Source organism: Acidimicrobiales bacterium (assembly GCA_035540975.1).
Lineage (GTDB): Bacteria > Actinomycetota > Acidimicrobiia > Acidimicrobiales.
The window spans coordinates 1-20,678 of sequence record DATLFN010000065.1; the positions used below are offsets into that span (position 1 = coordinate 1).

A 20,678-nucleotide genomic window follows, 5' to 3' on the forward strand; every position below is an offset into this window, starting at 1 on the left:
GTTGCCGACCTGTCCCGCGGGCGTGACCCTCGGTACGTCAAGGCCCGGTCGACGGTGCCGGGGCGCCGCAGCGTGCCCCCGTGCCCGGCCGCCCCGGCGTGGCTGGTGACCCTGCCCCCCGGCTACTACGACGACGCCGCCGCCCTGTCCGCCCTCACCTCGGGCGCATGCCCCAACGCCGTGCTGTGGTTCCAGCCCGGCTTCCACTACTTCGACTTCACCTTCCGGGGCGGCCGGGCACGGGGGCACGCTGCGGCGCCCCGGCACCGTCGACCGGGCCTTGACGTACCGAGGGTCACGCCCGCGGGACAGGTCGGCAACACCCGCGTCGGGGGGGCTGTTGGCGCACCGCACCCCGCCGGGCGGGTCGGTCTGCACGGGGCCGGTGCAGTTGCCGGTCGCCTCGACCGCCCCTTGCACGACGAGCGTCCCGCCCGCCTTGACGGTGGAGTTGGAGAAGACGCTGCCCAGGACCCGCATGGGCGCCGTGGTCTCCACCCCGACCTCACCGGCGGCGGTGCCGAGGCTCAGCAGGGCGTTGACCGGCTTGTTGGCCCGCTCGCCCCCGGGCGGCGGGCCCGAGCAGTGGACGGTGAGCGCCCTGCCGCCCACGGGGTCGCCGTCGGCGCGGACCGGCGCGTCGAAGTCGTCGCACGGGCCGCCCGAGGCGTAGCGATGGATGGACGCCTGGACGGCGCCGTCGGTGGCGTACGTCGTCCTCCCCCGCTCGCCGAACCCCCGCGACGCCCGCAGCCCGACGTCGGTGAAGGTGATCACCGCGGTGATGAGCACGGCGAACACCGTGACGAAGACCAGCGAGATGAGCAGCATGCTGCCGTCCTCGCCCCGCCCCCGCCCGACGGGCCGCGGCGACGGGCGGGTCACGCCGTCCTCCGCCGGACGGTGAACTCGACCGGTGCCCCCGGCGACGACGACGGGTCGGTGTAGATCCGCAGGGTGACGGTGGCGGGCGTCCCGGGGGCGTCGGGGCACGGGCCGCCGTCGCACCGCACCTCGAGAGGCAGGGGCGAGCCCTCGTCGTGGACGAGGTGCCCGATCACCCGGGGGACGGCGACGTTGCCGCGGCACGACCAGCGCACGACCTCGTGGGCGGTGCCCGTCGGCGGGTCGAGGGCGTACACGACGGCCCGGGGGACGTTGTCCTCGGTCCACCCGAGGCGGACGAGCCGACCGGCGGGGGCGGTGGCGCACTCGTCGGGCCCGGAGGGCTCGGCCGTCAGCGTCGTCCCCACCGACTCCGCCCGCTGGACGTCCTCGGTGAAGTAGGCGGTGAGCGCCTGGATGGCCGACGAACGGGCCACTCGGGCGCCGGTGGCGTCGGTGGTGCGGAAGCCGAGGAACACGGCGCCCGTCAGCGCCGCCCCGATGATGCTCATGATCGAGATGGTCACCAGCAGCTCCGGCAGCGTGAACCCGCCCTCGCCGCGGGGCGCCCGGCGCGTCACGGCCGCTTCACCACCTCGAGCGTCCGCGAGACCAGCCGGCCGCCCGTCGACGACGCCTCCAGCTCGATCAGCTGGAGCGGCGGTTCGTCGTTGCAGTCACCGGGCAGCCCGGCGACGTACCGGCCGCCGCCGTCCCAGTAGGTGACCCGCTCGACGGTGACGGTGATACCCGCCGGCGGCGGCGGGGGCGAGTACGTCGCGGTGGTGCCGCACGGCTGGTAGGCCATCGTCTCCGCCGCGTGGCGGAGGGCCACGTCGGCGTCGGCCTGGCGGCGCTGGAGGTCGGAGCCGACGACCGCGGTGCCGAGGCCGCCGACGATGACGGCGAAGGCGACGCCCATGATGAACACCGACACCACGACCTCGATGAGCGTGACGCCCGCCTCTTCGCCCGACCGTGCTCGCCGGCACGGCGGACACCCGGTCATCTGATGTCGACCTGGTTGTAGATGCCGTACACGGCCGAGATGAGGGCGATGGCCACGAAACCGACGAAGATGCCGACGAAGACCACGGCGAGCGGCTCGAAGAGGTTGGTGAGCCTCTTCAGCTTGTACTGGAGCTCGGACTCGAAGTACGTGGCGACGACCTCGAGCTGGTCGTCGAGCGTTCCCGTCTCCTCCCCCACGCGCATCATCGAGGTGACGGTGACCGGGAACAGCTTGGTGCGGGCGATGGGCCGGGCGATCCCGTCGCCCTCGAGCATCTCCCGGCGGGCGACGTCCAGCGAGCGCTCGAACACCAGGTTGTTGGAGCCGGTGCTGGCGAGCCGCAGCGCGTCGGGGATGGGCACGCCCGCCTCGAGCATCGACGTGAGGACGCGGCAGAAGCGCTCGACGACGGTGAACCGCACGACGTCGCCCAGGACGGGTGTGCGCAGGAGGAACCGGTCCCGGAGCATGCGCCCGCGCTCGGTGCGGAGGGCGGCGATGACGCCCACCACCACGGCCACCACGAGCAGCACGAGGTAGACCCACGACGACGAGAACCAGTCTGTGGCGCGGATGAGCATGCGGGTGGCGAGCGGCAGCTCGGCGTCGAAGGACTCGAAGAAGACCTTGAACCGGGGGAGGACGAACACGGTCAGGACGCCGACGGTGACGAGCGACATGGCGAACACCAGCGTCGGATAGGCCAGCGCCGACCGGATCTTGCGCTTCGCCTCCATGTCGCGCTCGATGTAGCGCGCCAGCTGGCGCATGACGACGTCCAGCTCGCCGGTCGCCTCGGCCGAGCGCAGCACCGCCATGTAGAAGGGCGGGAAGGCGTCGGCGTGGGCGCTCATCGCCTCGGCGAAGCTCTCGCCGAAGCGCAGCGAGTCGGCCACCTCGCGCACCACCTTGCGCAGCGTCTTGCTGGGGGACTCCTCCTCGATGATCGCCAGCGCCTCGATCAGCGGGAGGCCGGCGGTGATGAACGCGGCCATCTGCCGCGAGAAGTTGGCCAGCTCGACGGGCTTGACCTTTCTGGGGGTCAGCTCCAGCTGGAGTATCGAGCGGCTCTCGGGCTGGACGGTCTGGACCTGGATGCCCTGGCTCGCCAGGCTGTCGGTGACACCCTCGACGCTGGAGCCCTTCACCACGCCGACGAGCTGCTCCCCGTCCGGGTCGGTCGCGACGTACTTGAACCTGGGCATCGGTGGTCCGCCTACAGCACGTAGATGCTCGAGAGGATCTCGGCGATCGTGGTGACGCCCGCCTCGACCAGGCCGACGCCGCCGTTGAGCAGCGTCTGGGTCCCGTCGGCCACGGCGGCGGCCCGCATCTGGTCCAACGGGGCTCCTTCGATGATGAGCCGCTTCATGGTGTTGGTCATGCGCACCAGCTCGAACACGCCGACGCGCTCGAGGTAGCCGGTGCGGGCGCAGAAGTTGCACCCGCGGCCCTGGGTGAAGCCCTTCTCGGGCGGGCGCCCGCCCGCCTCCTCGAAGAACGCCAGCTCCTCGATGGACGGCTCGTACGGCCCGCGGCACTGGTCGCAGATGCGCCGCACGAGGCGCTGGCTCACCACGCCGTTGACGGTGGAGGCGATGAGGAAGGGCTCGATGCCCATCTCCAGGTAGCGCTGGAGCGCCGAGCAGGCGTCGGTGGCGTGGATCGAGGACAGCACGAAGTGGCCGGTGAGCGCCGACTCCACCGCGATGCGCGCCGTCTCCGCGTCCCGGATCTCGCCCACCAGGATGATGTCGGGGTCCTGGCGCAGGATGGCCCGCAGCCCGGTGGCGAAGGTGATCCCCGCCTGCTCGTTGATCTGGATCTGGTTGATCGACGAGAAGACGTACTCGACGGGGTCCTCGATGGTGGTGATGTTCCGCTCGGCGCCGTGCATCTCACCGAGGGTGGCGTACAGCGTGGTGGTCTTGCCGCTCCCGGTGGGGCCCGCGCACGCCACCATGCCGTAGGGCGTGCGCAGGAGCTTGGCGAACTGCTCGTACGTCACGTGAGGCATGCCGAGCTCGTCGAGGCGGAACAGCGTCCGGTTCCGGTCGAGGAGCCGGAGCACCGCCTTCTCGCCCCAGATGGTGGGGCTGGTTGCGATGCGGACGTCCAGGGGCCGCCCGTCCACGTCCCGTCCCATCTGGCCGTCCTGGGGGCGCCGGCGCTCGACGATGTTCATGTTCGCCATGATCTTGATCCGGCTGACCAGGGCGGCCGACATGGCGGCGGGCAGCGCCAGGACGTCGTGGAGCGCACCGTCGATCCGGAACCGGATGCGCAGGCGGTCGTGCTGCGGCTCGATGTGGATGTCCGAGGCGCGGTCCCGCACCGCCTGGGTGATGACGAGGTCGACCAGGTGGACGACCGGGGCGTCCTCGCTGATCACCCGGGAGGACACCTCGACCTGGCGGAGCGCCTCGGCGGCCTGGAACTGCTCGACGAGGGACTCGACCCCCGACAGGGCCCGGTAGGTGTGCTCGATGGCGCGGCGGATGTCCGACGGCGCGGCGATGGCGAAGCTCACCGGCTGCGGGGCGACGGCGGTGAGCAGCTCGCTCGCCACGCTCGGGTCGATCGGGTCGGCGACGGCGACCTCCAGCCGGTCGTCGACGGTACGGATCGGGATGGCGTTGAGCGATCGGGCCAGGCCCTCCGGCAGCTGGCGCACGGCGTCGGGGTCCGGTTCCTCCTGGCCCAGGTCCACCAGCCGGAGCCCGAGCTGCTCGGCCAGCACCTCGGTGACCGGGCGCTCGTTGACCATGCCCAGCTCGACGATGAGCACGCCGAGGCGCTTGCCCGTCAGCGGCTGCTGGAGCAACGCCTCGGCCAGCTGCGCGGGCGTCACCAGGCCGCGGGAGACGAGCCGCTCGCCGAGGGGAGGGCCCTTGCGGGTGGGCGGAGGGGGCGGCGGCGGCGGTGCCGGTGCCTCCTCGGGCGCCGGGGCGTTGCCGTTGCCGTCGCGTCCGGCTCCCGCCCCGCCGACGGGCCCGGTCCCTTCCCGGGCCACCTCACCGGGGGGCGCGCCCCGACGGCGTATCACCGGCGGCCCTCCGCCCGGCACGTGCCCGGGATGTCTCCTGCGACGTCGGTCCTGGAGTTCATTTTCCCGCCGCTCCCCCGATCGGTCTCCCCGCCAACTGTAGCCGTGGGACCACTCCGGAAGAACCTCGAACCGAAGTGATTGCCGAACCACCTTCGGGGGCGGCGCCCTCCGGCCCTCAGGCCTTGCGTTGGCGGCCGCCAGCGCGTATAGGTTAACGAGCCGTAGTTGCGGCGGTATGCCGATCCGGCACGCCGCGAGGAAGGGCGGGTGGGACCGTGCCAAATGCGAAGGTGCTCGTCGTGGACGACGAGAGCTCGGTTCGCCAAGCCCTCGAGCTGGCCTTCCGCAGCGAGGGCTACGAGGTCCGCACGGAGGCGGACGGCACCGCCCTGGCCGACGTCACCAGGTCGTTCAGACCGGACGTGGCGATCGTCGACGTGCGGCTCCCCGTCGGGCCCGACGGGTACACGATGGCCCGCATGCTGCGGGAGGACGACCTGCCCGTCATGGTCCTCACGGCGGCAGACAGCCTGGAGAACCGGCTGGCCGCCTTCGAGGCGGGCGCCGACGACCACCTGGGGAAGCCGTTCTCGACGGCGGAGCTCATCGCCCGCACCCACGCCCTGCTCCGGCGCTCCGGCCGGCTGGGCCCCAAGGTCGTCGAGATCGGCGACGTCGAGGTCGACGACTCGAACCGATCGGTCACCCGCGGCGGCGAGGACCTCGAGCTCACCCGCACCGAGTACGACCTGCTGATGCTCCTGGCCCGCCATGCCGGGCAGATCCTGTCCAAGCAGCAGATCCTCATGCAGCTGTGGGGCTTCGACGCCTGCGACCCCAACGTCATCGAGGTCCACGTGTGCGCGCTGCGCCGCAAGCTCGAGGCCCAGGGGTCGCGGATCATCCACACCGTCCGCAGCGTCGGCTACATGCTGCGAGTCTGACGACGCCCTGCGGTCCCCGAGCCCACCGCGCGTCGGTGGCCGGTGACGCAGCGCGGCGAACCGACGTCGGCGCGGCGGCGAACCGGTTCTCCTGCGGGGGCAACCGCGCTACCTTCCACATGATGGCTGGCGCGCGCGCCTTCTCCCGAACCTAGTCCGGACGCACGCTCGTGCGGACGCCGTCCCTCGGTCGACGCCTCGTCCTGGCCGGGGTGACGGTGGTCGCCGTCCTCGCCGTGGCGCTCGACGTCCTGCTGTTCGTGGCGTTGCGCTCGAACCTCTACGCCGGCCTGGAGGACGAGCTCGACCTGGCGGAGCGGATCGTGGCGTCCGAGGTGTCGCGCCCCGCCGTCACCGACCTCACCGAACGCCTGGACGAGCGCGGCGTGCGGGCGACCGTCCACGACTCCGGCGGACGCCTCCTCGACACCGTCGGGGACCCGGTGGGAGCGGGCGAGGCCGTCCTCCGCAGGATGGTGGCGCTCCCCGACGGCACGACGGTCGACCTCGTGGTCTCGCGCCAGAGCGCCGACGGGACGTTGCGCGGCCTGCTGGCCCTGGAGGCGGTCGTCACACCGTTGGTCGTGGCGCTGGCATTCGTGCTCCTGCGACTCATCTCCGAGTACGCGCTCGAGCCGCTCGACCGCATCACGGAGGCGGCCCGCCGCACGGCCGGAGGAACCCGGGGCGAGCGGCTGCGGCCCGAGCCGGCCGACACCCGCCTCGGGCAGATGGCGTCCGCCTACGACTCCATGCTGGACGCCCTCGAGCAGGCCGTGGACGACGCCGAGGCGGCCAAGGCGGAGAGCGACCGGCTGCTCGAGCGCAACCGGAGGATCCTGGCCACGGCGCGGGAGGCCTTCGTGGCGGTGGACGAGGAGGACCGGATCTTCGACTGGAACGACCAGGCCCAGCGGATGTTCGGGTGGGCCCCGGAGGAGGTGATGGGCCGGCCGTTCGCGGGCACGGTCACGCCGGCCGGGCCGGACACGGGGGCGCAGCCCCTGGCCGGCTTCGCCGACGAGGGCGCCGACGCCACCGGCCGGGTGACGTCGCTGGTCGTCCTTCACCGCGACGGCCGCCGGTTCCCGGCCCGGATGATCGCGTGGACGACGGGCCATCGGGGCACGACGACCACGAGCGCGTTCTTGTGGGACGCCACCGGCGAGGCGAGCGCCCAGGAGGCCACGGCGCGGCTGGCGGCGCTCGTCGAGTCGGCCGACGAGGCCATGCTGAGCACCACGCCCGACGGGACCATCCTCACGTGGAACGCCGGCGCCGAGGCGATGTACGGCTACCCGGCGGAGGAGGCCGTCGGCCGCCACGTCGACCTCATCGTCCCGCCCGAGCTTCGCCCTGCGCTCCACCGGTCGCTCGACGCCGTCCGCCGCGGCGAGCCGGTCCAACGGGGTGTGACCACCCGGCGGTGCAGGAACGGCGAGCTCATCGACGTCGCCGTCACCATGTCGCCCGTCCGGGACCCCGACGGCAGCGTGGCGGCGGTCTCGTCCATCGACCGGGACATCACCGAGGAGCGGTGGGTGGCACGCCAGCTCGACGACACCCTGGCGGCGCTCGAGCAGGCGGCCCGCGAGGCGCGGGCGTCGGAGGCCACCACCCGGCGCTTCCTCGACGACGCCGCCCACCAGCTCCGGGCCCCCATCACCAACATCCAGGCGTCGGCCGAGGTGCTCGCCCGTTCGGGCGACAAGCTCGCCGAGGACGACCGGGAGGCGATGCTGGGCGCCGTGGTCCGCGAGACGGCGCGGGCGGGCCGGCTGGTCGCCGGCCTCCTCCGCATCGCGCGCCTCGACCAGGGGCTCGCCCTCTCGAAGGCGCCGTGCGACCTCGTCGCCCTCTGCGAGGTGCTGGCCGACAACCTCCGCAACCGGGCCCCCACCCTGAAGATCACGGTCGCAGCCGACGGCGACGAGCCGGTCGGCCGCCCGGCCGTGGACGCCCACGCCGTGTCGGAGATCGTCTCCAACCTCGCCGACAACGCCCGGCGCCACGCCGTCTCCGCCGTGGACCTGCGGCTGCGCCGCTCGGACGGGTGGGTCGAGATCGAGGTGGCGGACGACGGTCCCGGGGTCCCGCCCGCAGAGTCGTCGGCGATCTTCGAGAGGTTCGTCAGCCTCGACGGGAGGGGCGGCTCGGGCCTCGGGCTGGCGATCGCCCGCGAGCTCGCTCTCGCCCACGGCGGCGACCTGGCCTACGACCACGGCGCCTTCCTCGTCCGCCTGCCGGCGCCCAGGGGGACGAACGGTCCCGATGATCTTCAGGGAACCTTCAGGTCCGGCTGATAACCATTTCGGGAAGCAGGTGCAAGGCTGTTCGCACGAGCGTGGCAAGGACGGTCGGGGGAACTCCGGCTCGGCTCGGCGGCGGGGACCGGAGTCCCCGAACTCGAAAACCCAGAGGGGCTCCCCGGTCACGGGACCCAACCGAACCGAAAGGCAGGACTACCACGATGATGGAATCACTGAAGAACCGGCCCCGGGCGGCCGGCGAGGGGGGCTTCACCCTCATCGAGCTCCTCGTCGTCATCGTCATCCTCGGCATCCTCGCCGGTGTCGTCGTCTTCGCCGTGAGCGGCATCAACGACAAGGGCGAGGACGCGGCGTGCCAGACGGACACCCGGACCCTCCGCACCGCCATGGAGGCGAACTACGCGCAGCACAACAACTACGTCGTCACCCCGGCCAACTGGGACGGGACCGGCACCGCCACGCGGACCCCGGTCCCGGAGTCGGCGCTCGTGAGCGCCGGGTTCCTCTCCACCGAGTCCACGCTGCACGACGTCTTCGTGTTCGACCGCGACGGCAGCGCGGACATCGGTGCCGGCGTCGAGATCCGGGTGGCGGCCGGCGGGGTACCGCAGTGCGGACCCACGGAGGGCGGAGTCGCCGGCCAGGGTGGCAACCTGTAGCCGCACCCGCGGCGAGCACGTCATCAGGGCCCGGCTCCGGCCGGGCCCTGACCCGCGTCGCGGCACGAGTGCCCGGAGCCCCCGGTGGACGGGCTCCCCGCAGCGGCGGCCGGGCTACCGAGTTCCCCGCAGGGCGTCGTTGACGGCGTCGGCGAGGAGGTTCAGCCCGAGCGTGACGAGGGCGATGGCGGCGCCGGGGAACACCGCCATCCACCACGCCAGGCGCAGGAACTGCTGAGCGTTGCTGGCGAGGAAGCCGAGGCTGACCCGGTCGGGGTCGCCCAGGCCGAGGAAGGCGAGCCCCGCCTCGATGAGGATCACCCGCGACGCGAACAGGGCGATGACCACCACCACGGGCTGGAGCAGGTTCGGGACGACGTGGCGAACCAGGATGCGGGCCGACGAGGCGCCGACCGAGCGTGCCGACTCCACGAACGTCTGGTTCCGCAGGCGGATCGCCTCCGCCCGCACGATGCGGGCGAGGAACGGCCAGGAGGTGAGGCCGAGGAGGAGGATGATCTTCTCCAGGCCCCGCCCCCAGAACGAGATCACCAGCAGGGCCAGGAAGAAGCGGGGGACGAGCTGGAACGCCTCGGTCACCCGCATCATCACGTCGTCCACCAGGCCGCCCCGGTAGCCGCACAGCGATCCCACGACGATGCCGATGGCCGAGGAGATGGCGACCACCCACAGCACGACGATCATCGACGTCCGCGTCCCGTGCACGACGGCGGTGAACAGGTCCCGGCCCAGGTTGTCCGTCCCCATTAGGTGGTCCCAGGAGGGGGGCGAGAGCGACGGGCCGGCCGAGGTGTCGAAGGGGTCCCCGGGGGCGATCCTGTCGGCGAACTGGGCGGTGCCGGCCGCCACGGAGACGAGCGCCAGCCCGACCAGGCCGAGCGGGCGTGACAGCACGCGGCGGACGGTGGCGCCCCGCCGGCTCGGCGGGCGGCCGGACGGCCGGACCGAGCGGGCGTCCTCAGCGGTGGCGGATTCGAGGGTCGACCCAGGCATAGACAAGATCGGTGACGAGGTTGGTGATGAGCACGCTGGTCGCGACCATGAGCACCAGGCCCAGGGTCATCGGGCGGTCGCCCGAGTTGGCGGCGTCGACGAGCAGCCCGCCGACGCCGGGCCACGAGAACACGGTCTCGATGATCACGGCGCCCGAGAACAGGAAGCCCACCCGGGCCCCGACCACCGTGATCAGCGGCAGCGAGGCGTTGCGCAGGGCGTGACGGGACAGGACGACGTCGGCCGCCAGTCCCTTGGCCTCGGCCGTGCGCGTGTACGGCGCCGCCATCTCGTTGACGAGACCGGTCCGTGTGAGCCGCGCCACCAGCGTGACCTCCGACAGGGCGAGCACCACGGCCGGCAGGGCGAGGTGGCGCCCGACGTCGACCACGTGCTCGAAGCCGCGGTAGTCGACCCGGCTGTCGGTCATGCCCACGAAGGGAACACCCCATCGCAGGCCGATGAGGAGGATGGCGAGCTGGGCGAGGAAGAAGGAGGGCACGGCGTTGACCAGCAGCGAGGACGTCGTGACGGTGGTGTCGAGGACGCCCGACGGGCGGCGGGCGGCGATCAGGCCGAGGAGGAGGCCCCAGACCAGCGACATCACCAGCGCCGTCCCCGCCAGGAGCACCGTGGCCGGCAGGCGTTCCCCGATGATCGCGGTCACCGGCCGGCCGTAGACGTAGCTGTCGCCGAGGTCGCCGCGCAGGAGCCGCCCGGCGTAGGTGAGGAGCTGCGACCACATGGGCCGGTCGAGGCCCCACTGCTCACGGATCGCCGCCCGCATCTCCTCGTCGGCGTACTCACCGGCGAACGTCCCGACCGGGTCACCGGGGGCGACGTGGACGAGTGTGAAGGTGATCACCAGGATCGCGGCCAGGGCGGGAACGAGCTGGGCGACGCGCCGGGCGACGTACGACCACGCCATCGTCGTCAGGTGGTCTCAGGCGCGGCCAAGCCCTGCCCCCGTCACAGCTCGAGGACGACGGTGCCCCTGGGGTCCGTGGTCGACCGGCGCTGCGTCTCCGCCCCGTTCACCACGACCGCGACCGAGAGCTGGCCGGCGTCCCCGACCTTGGAGACGACGGCGTTGCCCCGGTCGCCGGCCGAGAACGGGAGCTCCCGGGCACCGCAGTCCGCCTCGCTCCGCGGCTCGGCCGACGGGTCCTCGCCCGGGTCGAGGAGCGCCGTCCAGCACACGGCCGCCTCGGCGTCGATCCGCAGGACCACGTCGCGAGGTGGACCGGGGTCGTCGTCCTGGATGACGAGGTAGAGCGCCGTGGCGCCGGCGGCGAGCACGACCGCGACCAGCAGGAATCGCTTCACAGCCGCCTCCTCCGCGGAGTGGGACGCCGGCCGGGCCGGGGACGCGGGTCCGCAACGGCCGGCATGCTACGCATCACCGACCGTTGTCGCGAACGCGACGGCGCCGCCCCTCCGGACGGCGCCGTCGTTCGCGGTTGCGGCCTCAGTTCGTGCAGTAGGCCGACTCGAAGTAGAGGCCGGTGTTGTTGTGGTTGAACCCCTGGCAGGTGGCCCGGTAGGCCCGGGTGCCGGCCGACTCGAGCATCTGCACCATCGGGATCTTCTGGGCGGTCTCCAGCGTCCCCGGCGTCACGCCCGCGCTCGGCGTGCCGAGCCCCAGCGCCAGGCGCTGGATGGCGAGGAACTTGAGCTGGTAGGTCGACGTGTCGGGCGCCTTGCTGGCGTCCAGCCACAGCTGGTCCATCATCGTGCTCTTGTAGCCCGAGGCGTTGGTGAAGGCGTTGGTCTGGATCAGCTGGTCGGTGTGGTACTGGCGCCGCACGCCGAACTGCGGCTCGTCGTTGTTGCAGTACGAGATCTGGGCCATGTCGAACGTGCGGGCGTGGAAGATCCTCGGGGCGACGAACGAGGCGTTGTTGCCGTGCACCGGCGTCACGTCGATCCCGACGGTCTTGAGCTGGGCCTTCACCTCCTGGGCGAAGGCCTCGTTGCCCGTCGACGCCAGGTACTCGAGCGCCAGCTTGGTGCCGTCCGGGACCGCCAGCTGCGGGTCCGCATGGGCCTCGTTGGGGTGGTTCAGCGCCCGGCGGAAGCCGTCCGGGTCGGTGGTGTCGGACCACCCGGCGGCGTCGAGCAGGGCCCCGGCCGCCGCCCGGTCGAACGTGGGGAGCGGCTGGGGGCCCTGGTACGCCCCGTTGGGCTGGAAGATGCTGTGGACGGGGGCGTCGGCCACCCGGCCGGCGCCGAAGGCGACGTCGCGGTGGAACTTGTCGCGGTCCAGGGCCTTGAAGATCGCCTCCCGGACGCGGCTGTCGCCGACGATCTGGTGAGGCGAGGCGTTCTCGTTGGAGTTCGGCTTGTTCTGGCCGTAGTACGGGCTCGTCGGGTCGCTCGTGGGGACCGGCGCCCCCGTCAGCCCGGCGCCGGGCTGACGCTTCGTCGTGTTGAACGCGATGGTCGTGATGCAGTTGCCGCCGCCGCTCCCCCTCGGGGTCGAGGTCAGGAGGAACCGGGAGTCCGACGCCATGGACGGGCGGTCGGCGTTCGAGATGCCCGCCACGTCCACTGCGCCGCTCCGCAGCGAGTCCGCGGCGTTGCCGGTGACGACCTTCTTGATCACCTTGTCGAGGTACGGGAGGCGGATGCCGTTCTCGGACCGGAAGTAGTCGGGGAAGCGGACCGTGGTGATGCCGGAGCCGTCCAGCGACTGGAACTTGAACGGGCCGGTGCCCACCGGGTTGGTGTTGGCCGCGCACGCCGTCCCGTTGAACAGCGTCCCTGCGTCCCAGCACGGCTCGTAGACGGACCTCGGGATGATGGGCGCCTCCGTCACGTTCAGGGTGTAGCGGAGCGGGGCGAACACCTGGCGGAGGTTGAACTTCACGGTGCCCCCGTTCCCCGCCGTCGGCGGGAGGGTCTGGATGGCCTCCGGTGGGACGACCGTGCTGAGCTGTGAACCGGTCACGCCGAGGGTGGGGTTGATGGCCCGCGTCCGGCCGTGGGCCGCCAGGATGGCCTTTGCGAAGCTGAACTCCACGTCGGCGGGCGTGAGCGTGTCACCGTTGTGGAACTTCACGCCCTCCCGTAGGACGAAGGTCGCCACGGTGGTCGAGGCATCGCACGTGACGCCGGCGCAGTTCGGGTTCGAGGCGGCCGGGACGGTGTCGAACGAGAAGGTCTGGGCCAGGTCGCCCCCGATGCTCCCGTCCTTCTCGTAGCGGAGCAGCCCGTTGAACATGTCCTCGGAGTTGGAGTGGGTCCCGCCCTCGCTGGTCACCGCCGGGTTGAGCGTGGCCGCGGGCGCCGTAGCGCCGTTGTTGATCACCAGCGTCCCGCCGACGGCGATGGCGCCCGAGGCGCCGCAGCCCGCCTTGGTGGCGTCGCAGGTGATGGTGAAGGACTGCTTGTCGGGCGCCAGGACGAGGTCGCTCAGCTCCGGCGCCGACGCCAGGAACCCGGCCTGCACGAGCTCCTCCGCGGTCCCGTAGCGCCCGAACTTCGCGTAGTACGCCTCCTGCGCGGTCCGCAGCGTCCGGGCATCCGTGGCGTACGCCGCGTTCTCGCCCTTGTTCTTGACGCCGCCCACCGAGAACACGACGACGCCGGCGAGGATGCCGAGGATGACGATGACGACGAGGAGCTCGATGAGGGTGAACCCGCCCTGGGCGCCCCTTCTCCTCGCGACCCTCTCACTCATGGCTGCAATCACCTGAACCCCCCTTTGGAACGTCGTGGGCACACCCGCCGTCTCGGGCGCGGGCCCGACCGCGCGGCCGGCGTTTCCAGGAGTATGGCGGTCGCTCCTGAAGTTCTCCTGAAGATCCCGGGACGAGCTCCTACGGCCCGTTTCACCCCCCGAGGGACGACTCGCCTCCGCGCCAGCGGCGCTCGTGGGCGGCCGACATGGGGTCGGCCAGGCCGGCCAGGCCGTCCGACAGGAGGTTCATGCCCAGCACCGTCACGGCGATGGCACCGCCCGGGAACACCGACATCCACCACGCCGTGGCCAGGTAGGGCTGGGCGTTGTTCACCAGCGCGCCCCAGCTGGCGACGTTGGCGTCGGCCAGCCCGAGGAACGCCAGCCCCGCCTCGAGGAGGACGACGCGCGAACCGACGAGGGCGAGCACCACGGCGGCGCCGGGCACGATGTTGGGGACGACGTGGCGGACAAGGACGCGCAGGTCACCGGCGCCGGCAGCCCGAGCCGCCTCGACGAACGCCCGCTCCCGCAGCGAGAGCGTCTCGGCCCGCACGACCCGGGCGAGGAAGGGCCACGACGTGAGCCCGAGCAGCACGGTCACCGGGGTGCCCGGCCCGAACCACCCGACCACCAGCACGGCCAGGAAGAACCGGGGGACGGTCTGCACGGTCTCGATGACCCGCAGCACGACGTCGTCCACCACGCCGCCGCGCAGGGCCGAGAGCGCCCCGACGACGACGCCGATGACGGCGGCGATGACGACCACGCCGGCCACCACGCCGAGCGACGTGTGGGCGCCCCGGACCACGCCGGTGAACAGGTCGCGGCCCAACTGGTCGGTGCCCATCACGTGGTCGACGGACGGCGGCGAGAGCCGGTCGGCCGCCGAGGTGGCGAAGACGTACCCCGGCGCCAGGCGCTCGTTCAGCAGCGCCACCGTCACGACCAGGCCGGTGAGGAGCGCGCCGGCGAGGAGGGCCGGGTAATGGGCGGCGTTGCGCAACGAACGGCGCCGGACCCGGGAGCGGCGCGGCGGCGGCGCCGTCACCGTCACCTCAGCGGTGGCGGATGCGGGGGTCGACCCACGCATACACCAGGTCGGTCACCAGGTTCGTCACCACCACGGCCAGGGCGACCAGGAGCACCATCCCCAGGATCACCGGGTGGTCGCCGGCCTGGCCCGCCTCGACGAGGAGGCGGCCCACCCCCGGCCAGTTGAAGACGGTCTCGACCAGCACGGCGCCCGACACCAGGAACCCGACCCGGCTGCCCACGACGGTCACCACCGGGAGCAGGGCGTTGGGCAGGGCGTGGCGGCGGACCACCTCGCGGTCGGACGCGCCCTTGGCCAGTGCCGTGCGCACGTACTCCCGGCCCCGCTCGCCGAGCAGGCCCGCCCGGGTGACCCGGAACAGCAGCGCCACCTCGGAGACGGCCAGCACCAACGCCGGCAGGACGAGGTGGCGGGCGGTGTCGACCACCGCGGCCGTCCCCGTGTACCCGGCCCGGGCGTCGTTCAGCCCGGTGGCCGGCAGCCAGCCGAGGCGGAGGGCGACGAGGAGGACCGCCAGCTGGGCGAGCCAGAAGCCCGGGAGCGAGTAGCTGAGCACGGCGGCCACGTTGACGGTCCCCGCCGCCGCTCCCCGGGCCCGGCGTCCCGCCCACACGCCGAGGGCGAGGCCGGCCGCCGTCGACAGCGCCAGCGCCGAGCCGGTCAACAGCAGCGTGGCCGGCAACCGGTCGGCGATGACCGTGCGCACCGGCCGGCGCTGGGTGAACGACGTCCCGAGGTCGCCGGTGAGCAGGTTGGCGGCGTAGGTCGCGTACTGCGACGGGAGGGGGCGGTCCAGGCCCAGGTAGGTGCGGGCGGCGTCGATCTGGGCCTGGTCGGCGCCCTCCCCGGCGAAGTCGAGGGCGGGGTCGCCGGGCGCGGCGTGGACGAGGACGAAGGTGAGGGTGACGATGCCGAGCACCGTCGGCACCACCTGGAGGAGGCGTCGAACGACGAACCGGCGGGTCACCGGTCCCGAGCCTCCCACCGCCGGGCCGGCGCCCGCCGGTCGGCGGGCGCCGCTCCGCTCCCTACCCCTACCCGGCGCAGCTCGCCGACTCGGCGAACAGGCCCGTCCACACCCGGAAGCCCGTGCAGGTGGCCCTGAAGCCGCGCACGTTGGGCGTCTCGATCATCCAGGCGTACGGGAGGTCGTTCACCACCCGCTGCTGGAAGTCGCGGTAGAGGGCCGCCCGGGCCGTCGTGTCCAGGGTCTGGACCGCCTGGTCGAAGTCGGCGTCGACGGCCGGGTTCCGGTAGCCGGCCGCGTTGTTGGGCGTGCCCGTCGTGCTGATCTGGTCGCTGTGGTACTGGCGGCGCACCCCGACGTGGGGGTCGTAGCCGTTGGCGTAGTTGATGATGTACAGGTCGAAGTCGCGGTTGGTGAACACCTGGGTGTTGGCGTTCGTCGTGTTGACCGTGATGGGCATGTCGATGCCGACGGCCGCCAGGTTCGCCTTGATCACGGCCAGCCGGTCGGTGAAGATGCCGGACCCCTGGAGGAAGCGGATCGTCAGCGGGGTGCCGTCCGCCAGCGTCGGGTGGCCCAGTGCCGTGCGCACGTTCGGGGTGCTGCCAACCGTCACCCGTGGGCCGTTCCACCCGGCGCCGTCGAGCAGCGAGTTCGCCGTGGACACGCTGAAGGCGGGCAGCGGGATGTCGGTGGCGGCACCGAAGACCTGGCTGGAGATGGGCGACCTCGACACGTTGCCGATGCCGTTGCGCCCGATGTTCAGGTAGTCGTCGCGGTTGATGGCGTGGAAGATGGCCCGGCGGACGTTCACGTTGCCGAGGACGGGGTGGTCGGGCGCGGTGCCGTTCGCCACGCTGGCCACCGTGCTGCCGCTGGCCTTGAGGTTGAAGATGACCTGGTCCACCGAGTTCGGCCCCCCGCCCAGCGACTGCGTCGCCGCGATGCCGAACGCCGGGTTGGCGTCGAGGGCGGCGACGTTGGGGTTCGGCACGTCCCAGACGAAGTCGACGTCGCCGTTCACCAGGGCGTTGTAGCGGGCGGCGTCGGCTGTGAACGGGCGCATGAGGATGGCGTCGAGGTACGGAAGGCCGGACTTCCAGTACTTCGGGTTGCGGACGACCTTGCCGTCGCCGGCCGACGGGCTGTTGATGCTGTCGAACTTGAACGGGCCCGTCCCGACCTTGACGGCGTCGGCCTGCGCCTGGCTCGGGCAGCCGTTGGTGCCCACCGGGAAGGCGCCGCTGACCGAGTTGGCGGGGTTCATGGCCGCCTCGGTGACGTTGAGCTGCTTGAGGAAGGGGATGTACGGGGAGTTGAAGTTGAACACGACGGTCCCGCCGTTGCTCCCGGCGCCGTTGGTGGCGACGATGTTGTCGGCCCGGCAGTTGGCCGAGTCGTAGCCGAGGGTGGCGGCCATGCCCCGGGTCCGGGCGTGCAGCCGGAGCAGCACCTTCTCGAACGTCCACTTCACGTCCTCGGCGTTGAAGAAGTGCGGCGACGCCGTCGTGCTGTCGTGCCACTCCACGTTCTGGCGGAGGGTGAGGGTGTAGGTGGCGCCGCCGTTGGTGATCCCGCCGTTGCCGACCGTGGGCACCACGGCGGCCAGCTCGGGCGAGGGGTTCCCGGCCTCGTCCAGCTCGATCAGGCCGTTGTACATCGTCTCCCACCAGGCGTGGGTGCCGCCGCCGGTGGAGGAGGCGACGTTGGTCGTGGCGTTGCTGGCGAAGGTCTCGCCCACGACCAGCGTGCCGCCCCGGGCGACCGTCCCCGCCGTCCCGCACCCGCCGGGGACCGGAGAGCCGTTCTCGCCGCAGGTGATGGTGTACGCCGAGTTCGGCTTCCCGCTCGGGCCGGTGCCCAACACGATGGTGTTGCCCTTCTCGGTGCGGTTGCCGGTGAACGTGCCCCCGGCCAGGAAGCCCTCGTCGGCCAGGGTCTGCACGTCGGCGTACTCCCCGAACTTCGCGAAGTACGCCTCCTGGGCGGTGCGCAGCGTGCGGGCGTCGGTCTGGAAGGCCGCCGACTCGCCCTTGTCCGTCACGCCGCTCACCGAGAACACGACCACGCCGGCGAGGATGCCGAGGATCACGATCACGACGAGGAGCTCGATGAGGGTGAAGCCCCCCTGCCCGGTGCCCCTGCGCAGCCGGCCCATCCGATCGATCATCGAAGCCCCCTCGGTTCCCGGGCCGCGACGGCCCCGCAGCCGACTGTCGCAGGGATTCCTGAAGGCAGGCTGAAGATGTTGCCGGTGCCTCAGCCGGTCACGCCGTTCACCACGAACACCACGACGCCGGCGAGGACGCCGAGGAGGATGGCGACGGCCAGCCACTCGACGGCCGTGGAGCTGGTCTTGGCGCCACGGTCACGGGACGGCGCCGGCCGGTGCGTCATCGTTCGTCCTCTCTCGCCGAAAACGCCATGCTCCGGGTGGTCCCGACGAGCCTGGCAGACCGACCTGAAGAACGGCTGAAGATCGGACGGCGCACGACGTCTGCGAACTACTCAGCCGGTGGGCGCCTCGCAGCCGGCAGCGGGCTCCATGCCGTTGACGAGCACCCGCCCCGTGGACTTCCCGCCGGCCGATTCGAGGGTGACGGAGTAGCCGGGCGACGACGGCGCCTGCGCGAGCAACCCGGCGGTGACCAGCTCGTCGACGCTTGCCGGGTGACTCCCCCTCGACGCCTCGTACGCCGCCACGGCGGTCGCCAACGTCCGGGCGTCGACCAGGCAGGCGTTCGACGCCTGGTCGGCGACACCCGTCCGCAGGGCCTGGCCCGACTGCGCCACCGCGTCGAGGTCGGCCCTGGCCGCCGGCACGACCTCCGCCGCCAGTCCCGACGGCCTGGCCGCCGGCTCACCGTCCGAGCCGCCGAGGGCGGTGAAGGCGACGGCCGCCATCGCCCCGAGGACGGCGAGCACCACGAGCAGCCCCACCAGTCCGGGCTCGCGCTCGCCTCTCCCATGGGGCCCCACGTCGCGAAACGTAACGCGACTACCGCGCCGGGGGAAGCCCGTACACTCACCGCGTCCGGGCGCTCGGAGCGCCGGGCGGACCACCGGGGGAAGCCCATGACCGCGCCAGAGCCGTTGCTCGCCGTGCGGGACCTGCGCGTGCGGTTCCCGGCCGAGCGGGGGGTCGTGAAGGCGGCGGACGGCGTCTCGTTCCAGGTGGGCGAGGGCGAGGTGGTCGCCGTCGTGGGCGAGTCGGGCTCGGGCAAGACCGTGACGGCGCTGTCGATCCTGCGGCTGCTTCCCCGCTCCGCACGCGTGACCGGCGAGGTGACCTTCCGTGGCACCAGCCTGCTCGACCTCCCCGACGACAGGATCCGCTCCCTGCGAGGCTCGAAGATCGCCATGGTGTTCCAGGACGCGCTCGCCGCCCTGAACCCGCTGCACCGGGTGGGCCACCAGGTCGAGGAGGCCATCCGGCTCCACCACCGGGACGTGTCGCACAAGGAGGCGCGCGCCCGGGTGGTCGAGCTCCTCGGGTCGGTGGGCATCCCGAACCCGGGCGACCGCTACTCGGAGTACCCGCACCAGTTCTCCGGCGGCATGCGCCAGCGGGCGATGATCGCCATGGCCATCGCCAACGACCCCGACCTGCTGATCGCCGACGAGCCGACCACCGCTCTCGACGTGACGACCCAGGCCCAGGTCCTCGAGGTGCTGGCCGAGGCCCGGGAGCGCACCCGCTCCGCCATGGTCCTCATCAGCCACGACCTGGGCGTGGTCGCCGGCGTGGCCGACCGGGTGGTGGTGATGTACGCCGGCCGGGTCGTCGAGACGGGCACCGTCCGCCAGGTCTTCCACAATCCCGAGCACCCGTACACCGCCGGGCTGCTGGGGTCGCTGCCCCGGCTCGACCAGAGGGGAGGCCGCCACCTCACCCGCATCCCGGGGCAGCCGCCGTCCCTCGTCGACGTGCCGCCGGGGTGCCCGTTCCACCCCCGCTGCCCGGTGGCCCGGGTGCCCGAGCCGTGCGCCTCCGACCGTCCCGAGCTGCGCTCCACGTCGGCGCCCGAGCACCTGGCGGCCTGTCACTTCGCGGGCGCCACCGCCGCCACCGTGGCGGCCGAGCACGGGAGGTCGTGATGGCCACCGCCGAACCGGTGCCGGGCGACGGGCCGGCGCCGCCGCTCCTCGAGCTGAACGACGTGGTCAAGCACTTCCCGGCCGGCCGAGGGCTGTTCGCCCGGGCCGGCCGCCAGGTCCACGCCGTCTGCGGCGTGGACCTCACCGTGGCCCAGGGCGAGACGCTCGGACTGGTCGGCGAGTCGGGGTGCGGCAAGTCGACGACGGCCCGGCTCGCCCTCGGCCTGCTCGACCCGACGTCGGGCACGGTGCGGGTGGCGGGGCGGAACCTGGCCGAGCTGGGCCGGGGCGAGCTGCGCCACCTGCGGCGGCGGATGCAGATGGTCTTCCAGGACCCGTACGCCTCGCTCGACCCGCGGATGCGGGTCGGCGCCAGCGTGGCCGAGCCGATGCGGATCCACCGCCTGTACGGGCCGGACGGCCGGGGGCGGGTGGCCGAGCTCCTCCGCCTCGTCGAGCTCGACGCCAACGACGCCGACCGCTACCCGCACGAGTTCTCGGGCGGCCAGCGCCAGCGCATCGGGATCGCCCGCGCCCTCTCCCTCGACCCCGACCTGCTCGTGCTCGACGAACCGGTCTCCTCGCTGGACGTCTCCATCCAGGCCGGGATCATCAACCTCCTGGCCGACCTCCAGGAGCGCCTCGGCGTCGCCTATCTGTTCGTGGCCCACGACCTCTCGGTGATCCGCCACATCTCGCACCGCGTGGCCGTCATGTACCTCGGTCGCATAGTGGAGATCGGCAGCCGCGACGAGGTCTTCGACAAGCCCGCCCATCCGTACACCCAGGCGCTCCTCTCGGCCGTCCCGGTCCCCGACCCCGACCTGGAACGGCAACGGAACCGCATCACGCTGACGGGCGACGTCCCGAGCCCGCTCGACCCGCCGTCGGGCTGCCGGTTCCGGACCCGGTGCTGGAAGGCGGCCGACATCTGTGCCGAGGAGACCCCCGACCTCGTCGACCGCGGCCAGGGGCACCCGGTCGCCTGCCACTTCGCCGAGGTGACCACCACCATGGCGTGACCGAAGCGCAACCTGTGGC

General features: G+C 72.5%; 19 protein-coding genes. 5 read left to right on the top strand and 14 right to left on the bottom strand.

The features are described from left to right. The 5 genes from VM242_08040 to VM242_08060 form a co-directional block, all read right to left on the bottom strand. On the bottom strand, positions 1-831 hold an 831-nt coding region (locus tag VM242_08040; GenBank protein ID HVM05106.1), incomplete at its 3' end, for a hypothetical protein. A 50-nt stretch (positions 832-881) separates the two neighbouring features. Further along, positions 882-1,466, bottom strand: coding sequence for a prepilin-type N-terminal cleavage/methylation domain-containing protein (locus VM242_08045; protein HVM05107.1), 585 nt, complete (start codon positions 1,464-1,466; stop codon positions 882-884). Beyond that, the gene (locus VM242_08050; protein HVM05108.1) at positions 1,463-1,894 is read right to left on the bottom strand and encodes a hypothetical protein; all 432 of its coding nucleotides are present in this window, start codon (positions 1,892-1,894) and stop codon (positions 1,463-1,465) included. Before VM242_08050 ends, VM242_08045 begins: the two co-directional genes overlap by 4 nt. Continuing rightward, positions 1,891-3,102, bottom strand: a complete 1,212-nt coding sequence (locus VM242_08055) for a type II secretion system F family protein (protein HVM05109.1) — start codon at positions 3,100-3,102, stop codon at positions 1,891-1,893. The genes VM242_08050 and VM242_08055 overlap by 4 nt, the downstream gene beginning before the upstream one ends. Before the next feature lie 11 nt (positions 3,103-3,113). After that, positions 3,114-4,943, bottom strand: a complete 1,830-nt coding sequence (locus VM242_08060; GenBank protein HVM05110.1) for a GspE/PulE family protein — start codon at positions 4,941-4,943, stop codon at positions 3,114-3,116. Positions 4,944-5,245: 302 nt separating this feature from the next. Here VM242_08060 and VM242_08065 point away from each other — a divergent pair, with 302 nt between their 5' ends. The 3 genes from VM242_08065 to VM242_08075 all read left to right on the top strand — a co-directional run bounded on the left by VM242_08065 (position 5,246) and on the right by VM242_08075 (position 8,819). Then, complete coding sequence (locus VM242_08065; protein ID HVM05111.1) at positions 5,246-5,890, top strand: response regulator transcription factor; 645 nt, start codon at positions 5,246-5,248, stop codon at positions 5,888-5,890. A gap of 170 nt (positions 5,891-6,060) precedes the next feature. After that, positions 6,061-8,193 (top strand): PAS domain S-box protein, encoded by a 2,133-nt coding sequence (locus tag VM242_08070; GenBank protein ID HVM05112.1) that lies wholly within the window; start codon positions 6,061-6,063, stop codon positions 8,191-8,193. Between the two features lie 167 nt (positions 8,194-8,360). Continuing rightward, positions 8,361-8,819, top strand: a complete 459-nt coding sequence (locus VM242_08075) for a type II secretion system protein (protein ID HVM05113.1) — start codon at positions 8,361-8,363, stop codon at positions 8,817-8,819. Between the two features lie 114 nt (positions 8,820-8,933). Here VM242_08075 and VM242_08080 read toward each other — a convergent pair whose 3' ends face one another. The 9 genes from VM242_08080 to VM242_08120 form a co-directional block, all read right to left on the bottom strand. Next, entirely contained in the window at positions 8,934-9,734 is an 801-nt protein-coding gene (locus VM242_08080) for an ABC transporter permease (protein HVM05114.1), read from the bottom strand. A gap of 64 nt (positions 9,735-9,798) precedes the next feature. Further along, complete coding sequence (locus VM242_08085; protein HVM05115.1) at positions 9,799-10,761, bottom strand: ABC transporter permease; 963 nt, start codon at positions 10,759-10,761, stop codon at positions 9,799-9,801. 41 nt (positions 10,762-10,802) lie between these two features. Then, positions 10,803-11,159: a hypothetical protein gene (locus VM242_08090; protein ID HVM05116.1), complete on the bottom strand. Its 357-nt coding sequence runs from the start codon at positions 11,157-11,159 to the stop codon at positions 10,803-10,805. Between the two features lie 142 nt (positions 11,160-11,301). Continuing rightward, on the bottom strand, positions 11,302-13,515 hold the full coding sequence (locus tag VM242_08095; GenBank protein ID HVM05117.1) for an ABC transporter substrate-binding protein: 2,214 nt from the start codon (positions 13,513-13,515) through the stop codon (positions 11,302-11,304). A gap of 151 nt (positions 13,516-13,666) precedes the next feature. After that, entirely contained in the window at positions 13,667-14,566 is a 900-nt protein-coding gene (locus VM242_08100; GenBank protein ID HVM05118.1) for an ABC transporter permease, read from the bottom strand. 7 nt (positions 14,567-14,573) lie between these two features. Beyond that, positions 14,574-15,539 carry an ABC transporter permease gene (locus tag VM242_08105; protein ID HVM05119.1) on the bottom strand — a complete coding sequence of 322 codons (966 nt, stop codon included), beginning with the start codon at positions 15,537-15,539 and terminating at the stop codon, positions 14,574-14,576. Positions 15,540-15,606: 67 nt separating this feature from the next. Beyond that, complete coding sequence (locus VM242_08110) at positions 15,607-17,709, bottom strand: ABC transporter substrate-binding protein (GenBank protein HVM05120.1); 2,103 nt, start codon at positions 17,707-17,709, stop codon at positions 15,607-15,609. An 89-nt stretch (positions 17,710-17,798) separates the two neighbouring features. Beyond that, positions 17,799-17,936: a hypothetical protein gene (locus VM242_08115; GenBank protein ID HVM05121.1), complete on the bottom strand. Its 138-nt coding sequence runs from the start codon at positions 17,934-17,936 to the stop codon at positions 17,799-17,801. 111 nt (positions 17,937-18,047) lie between these two features. Next, positions 18,048-18,518, bottom strand: a complete 471-nt coding sequence (locus VM242_08120; protein HVM05122.1) for a hypothetical protein — start codon at positions 18,516-18,518, stop codon at positions 18,048-18,050. A 96-nt stretch (positions 18,519-18,614) separates the two neighbouring features. Here VM242_08120 and VM242_08125 point away from each other — a divergent pair, with 96 nt between their 5' ends. Beyond that, positions 18,615-19,637 carry an ABC transporter ATP-binding protein gene (locus tag VM242_08125; GenBank protein HVM05123.1) on the top strand — a complete coding sequence of 341 codons (1,023 nt, stop codon included), beginning with the start codon at positions 18,615-18,617 and terminating at the stop codon, positions 19,635-19,637. Next, entirely contained in the window at positions 19,637-20,659 is a 1,023-nt protein-coding gene (locus VM242_08130; GenBank protein ID HVM05124.1) for an oligopeptide/dipeptide ABC transporter ATP-binding protein, read from the top strand. The genes VM242_08125 and VM242_08130 overlap by 1 nt, the downstream gene beginning before the upstream one ends. Positions 20,660-20,678: the final 19 nt, after the last annotated feature.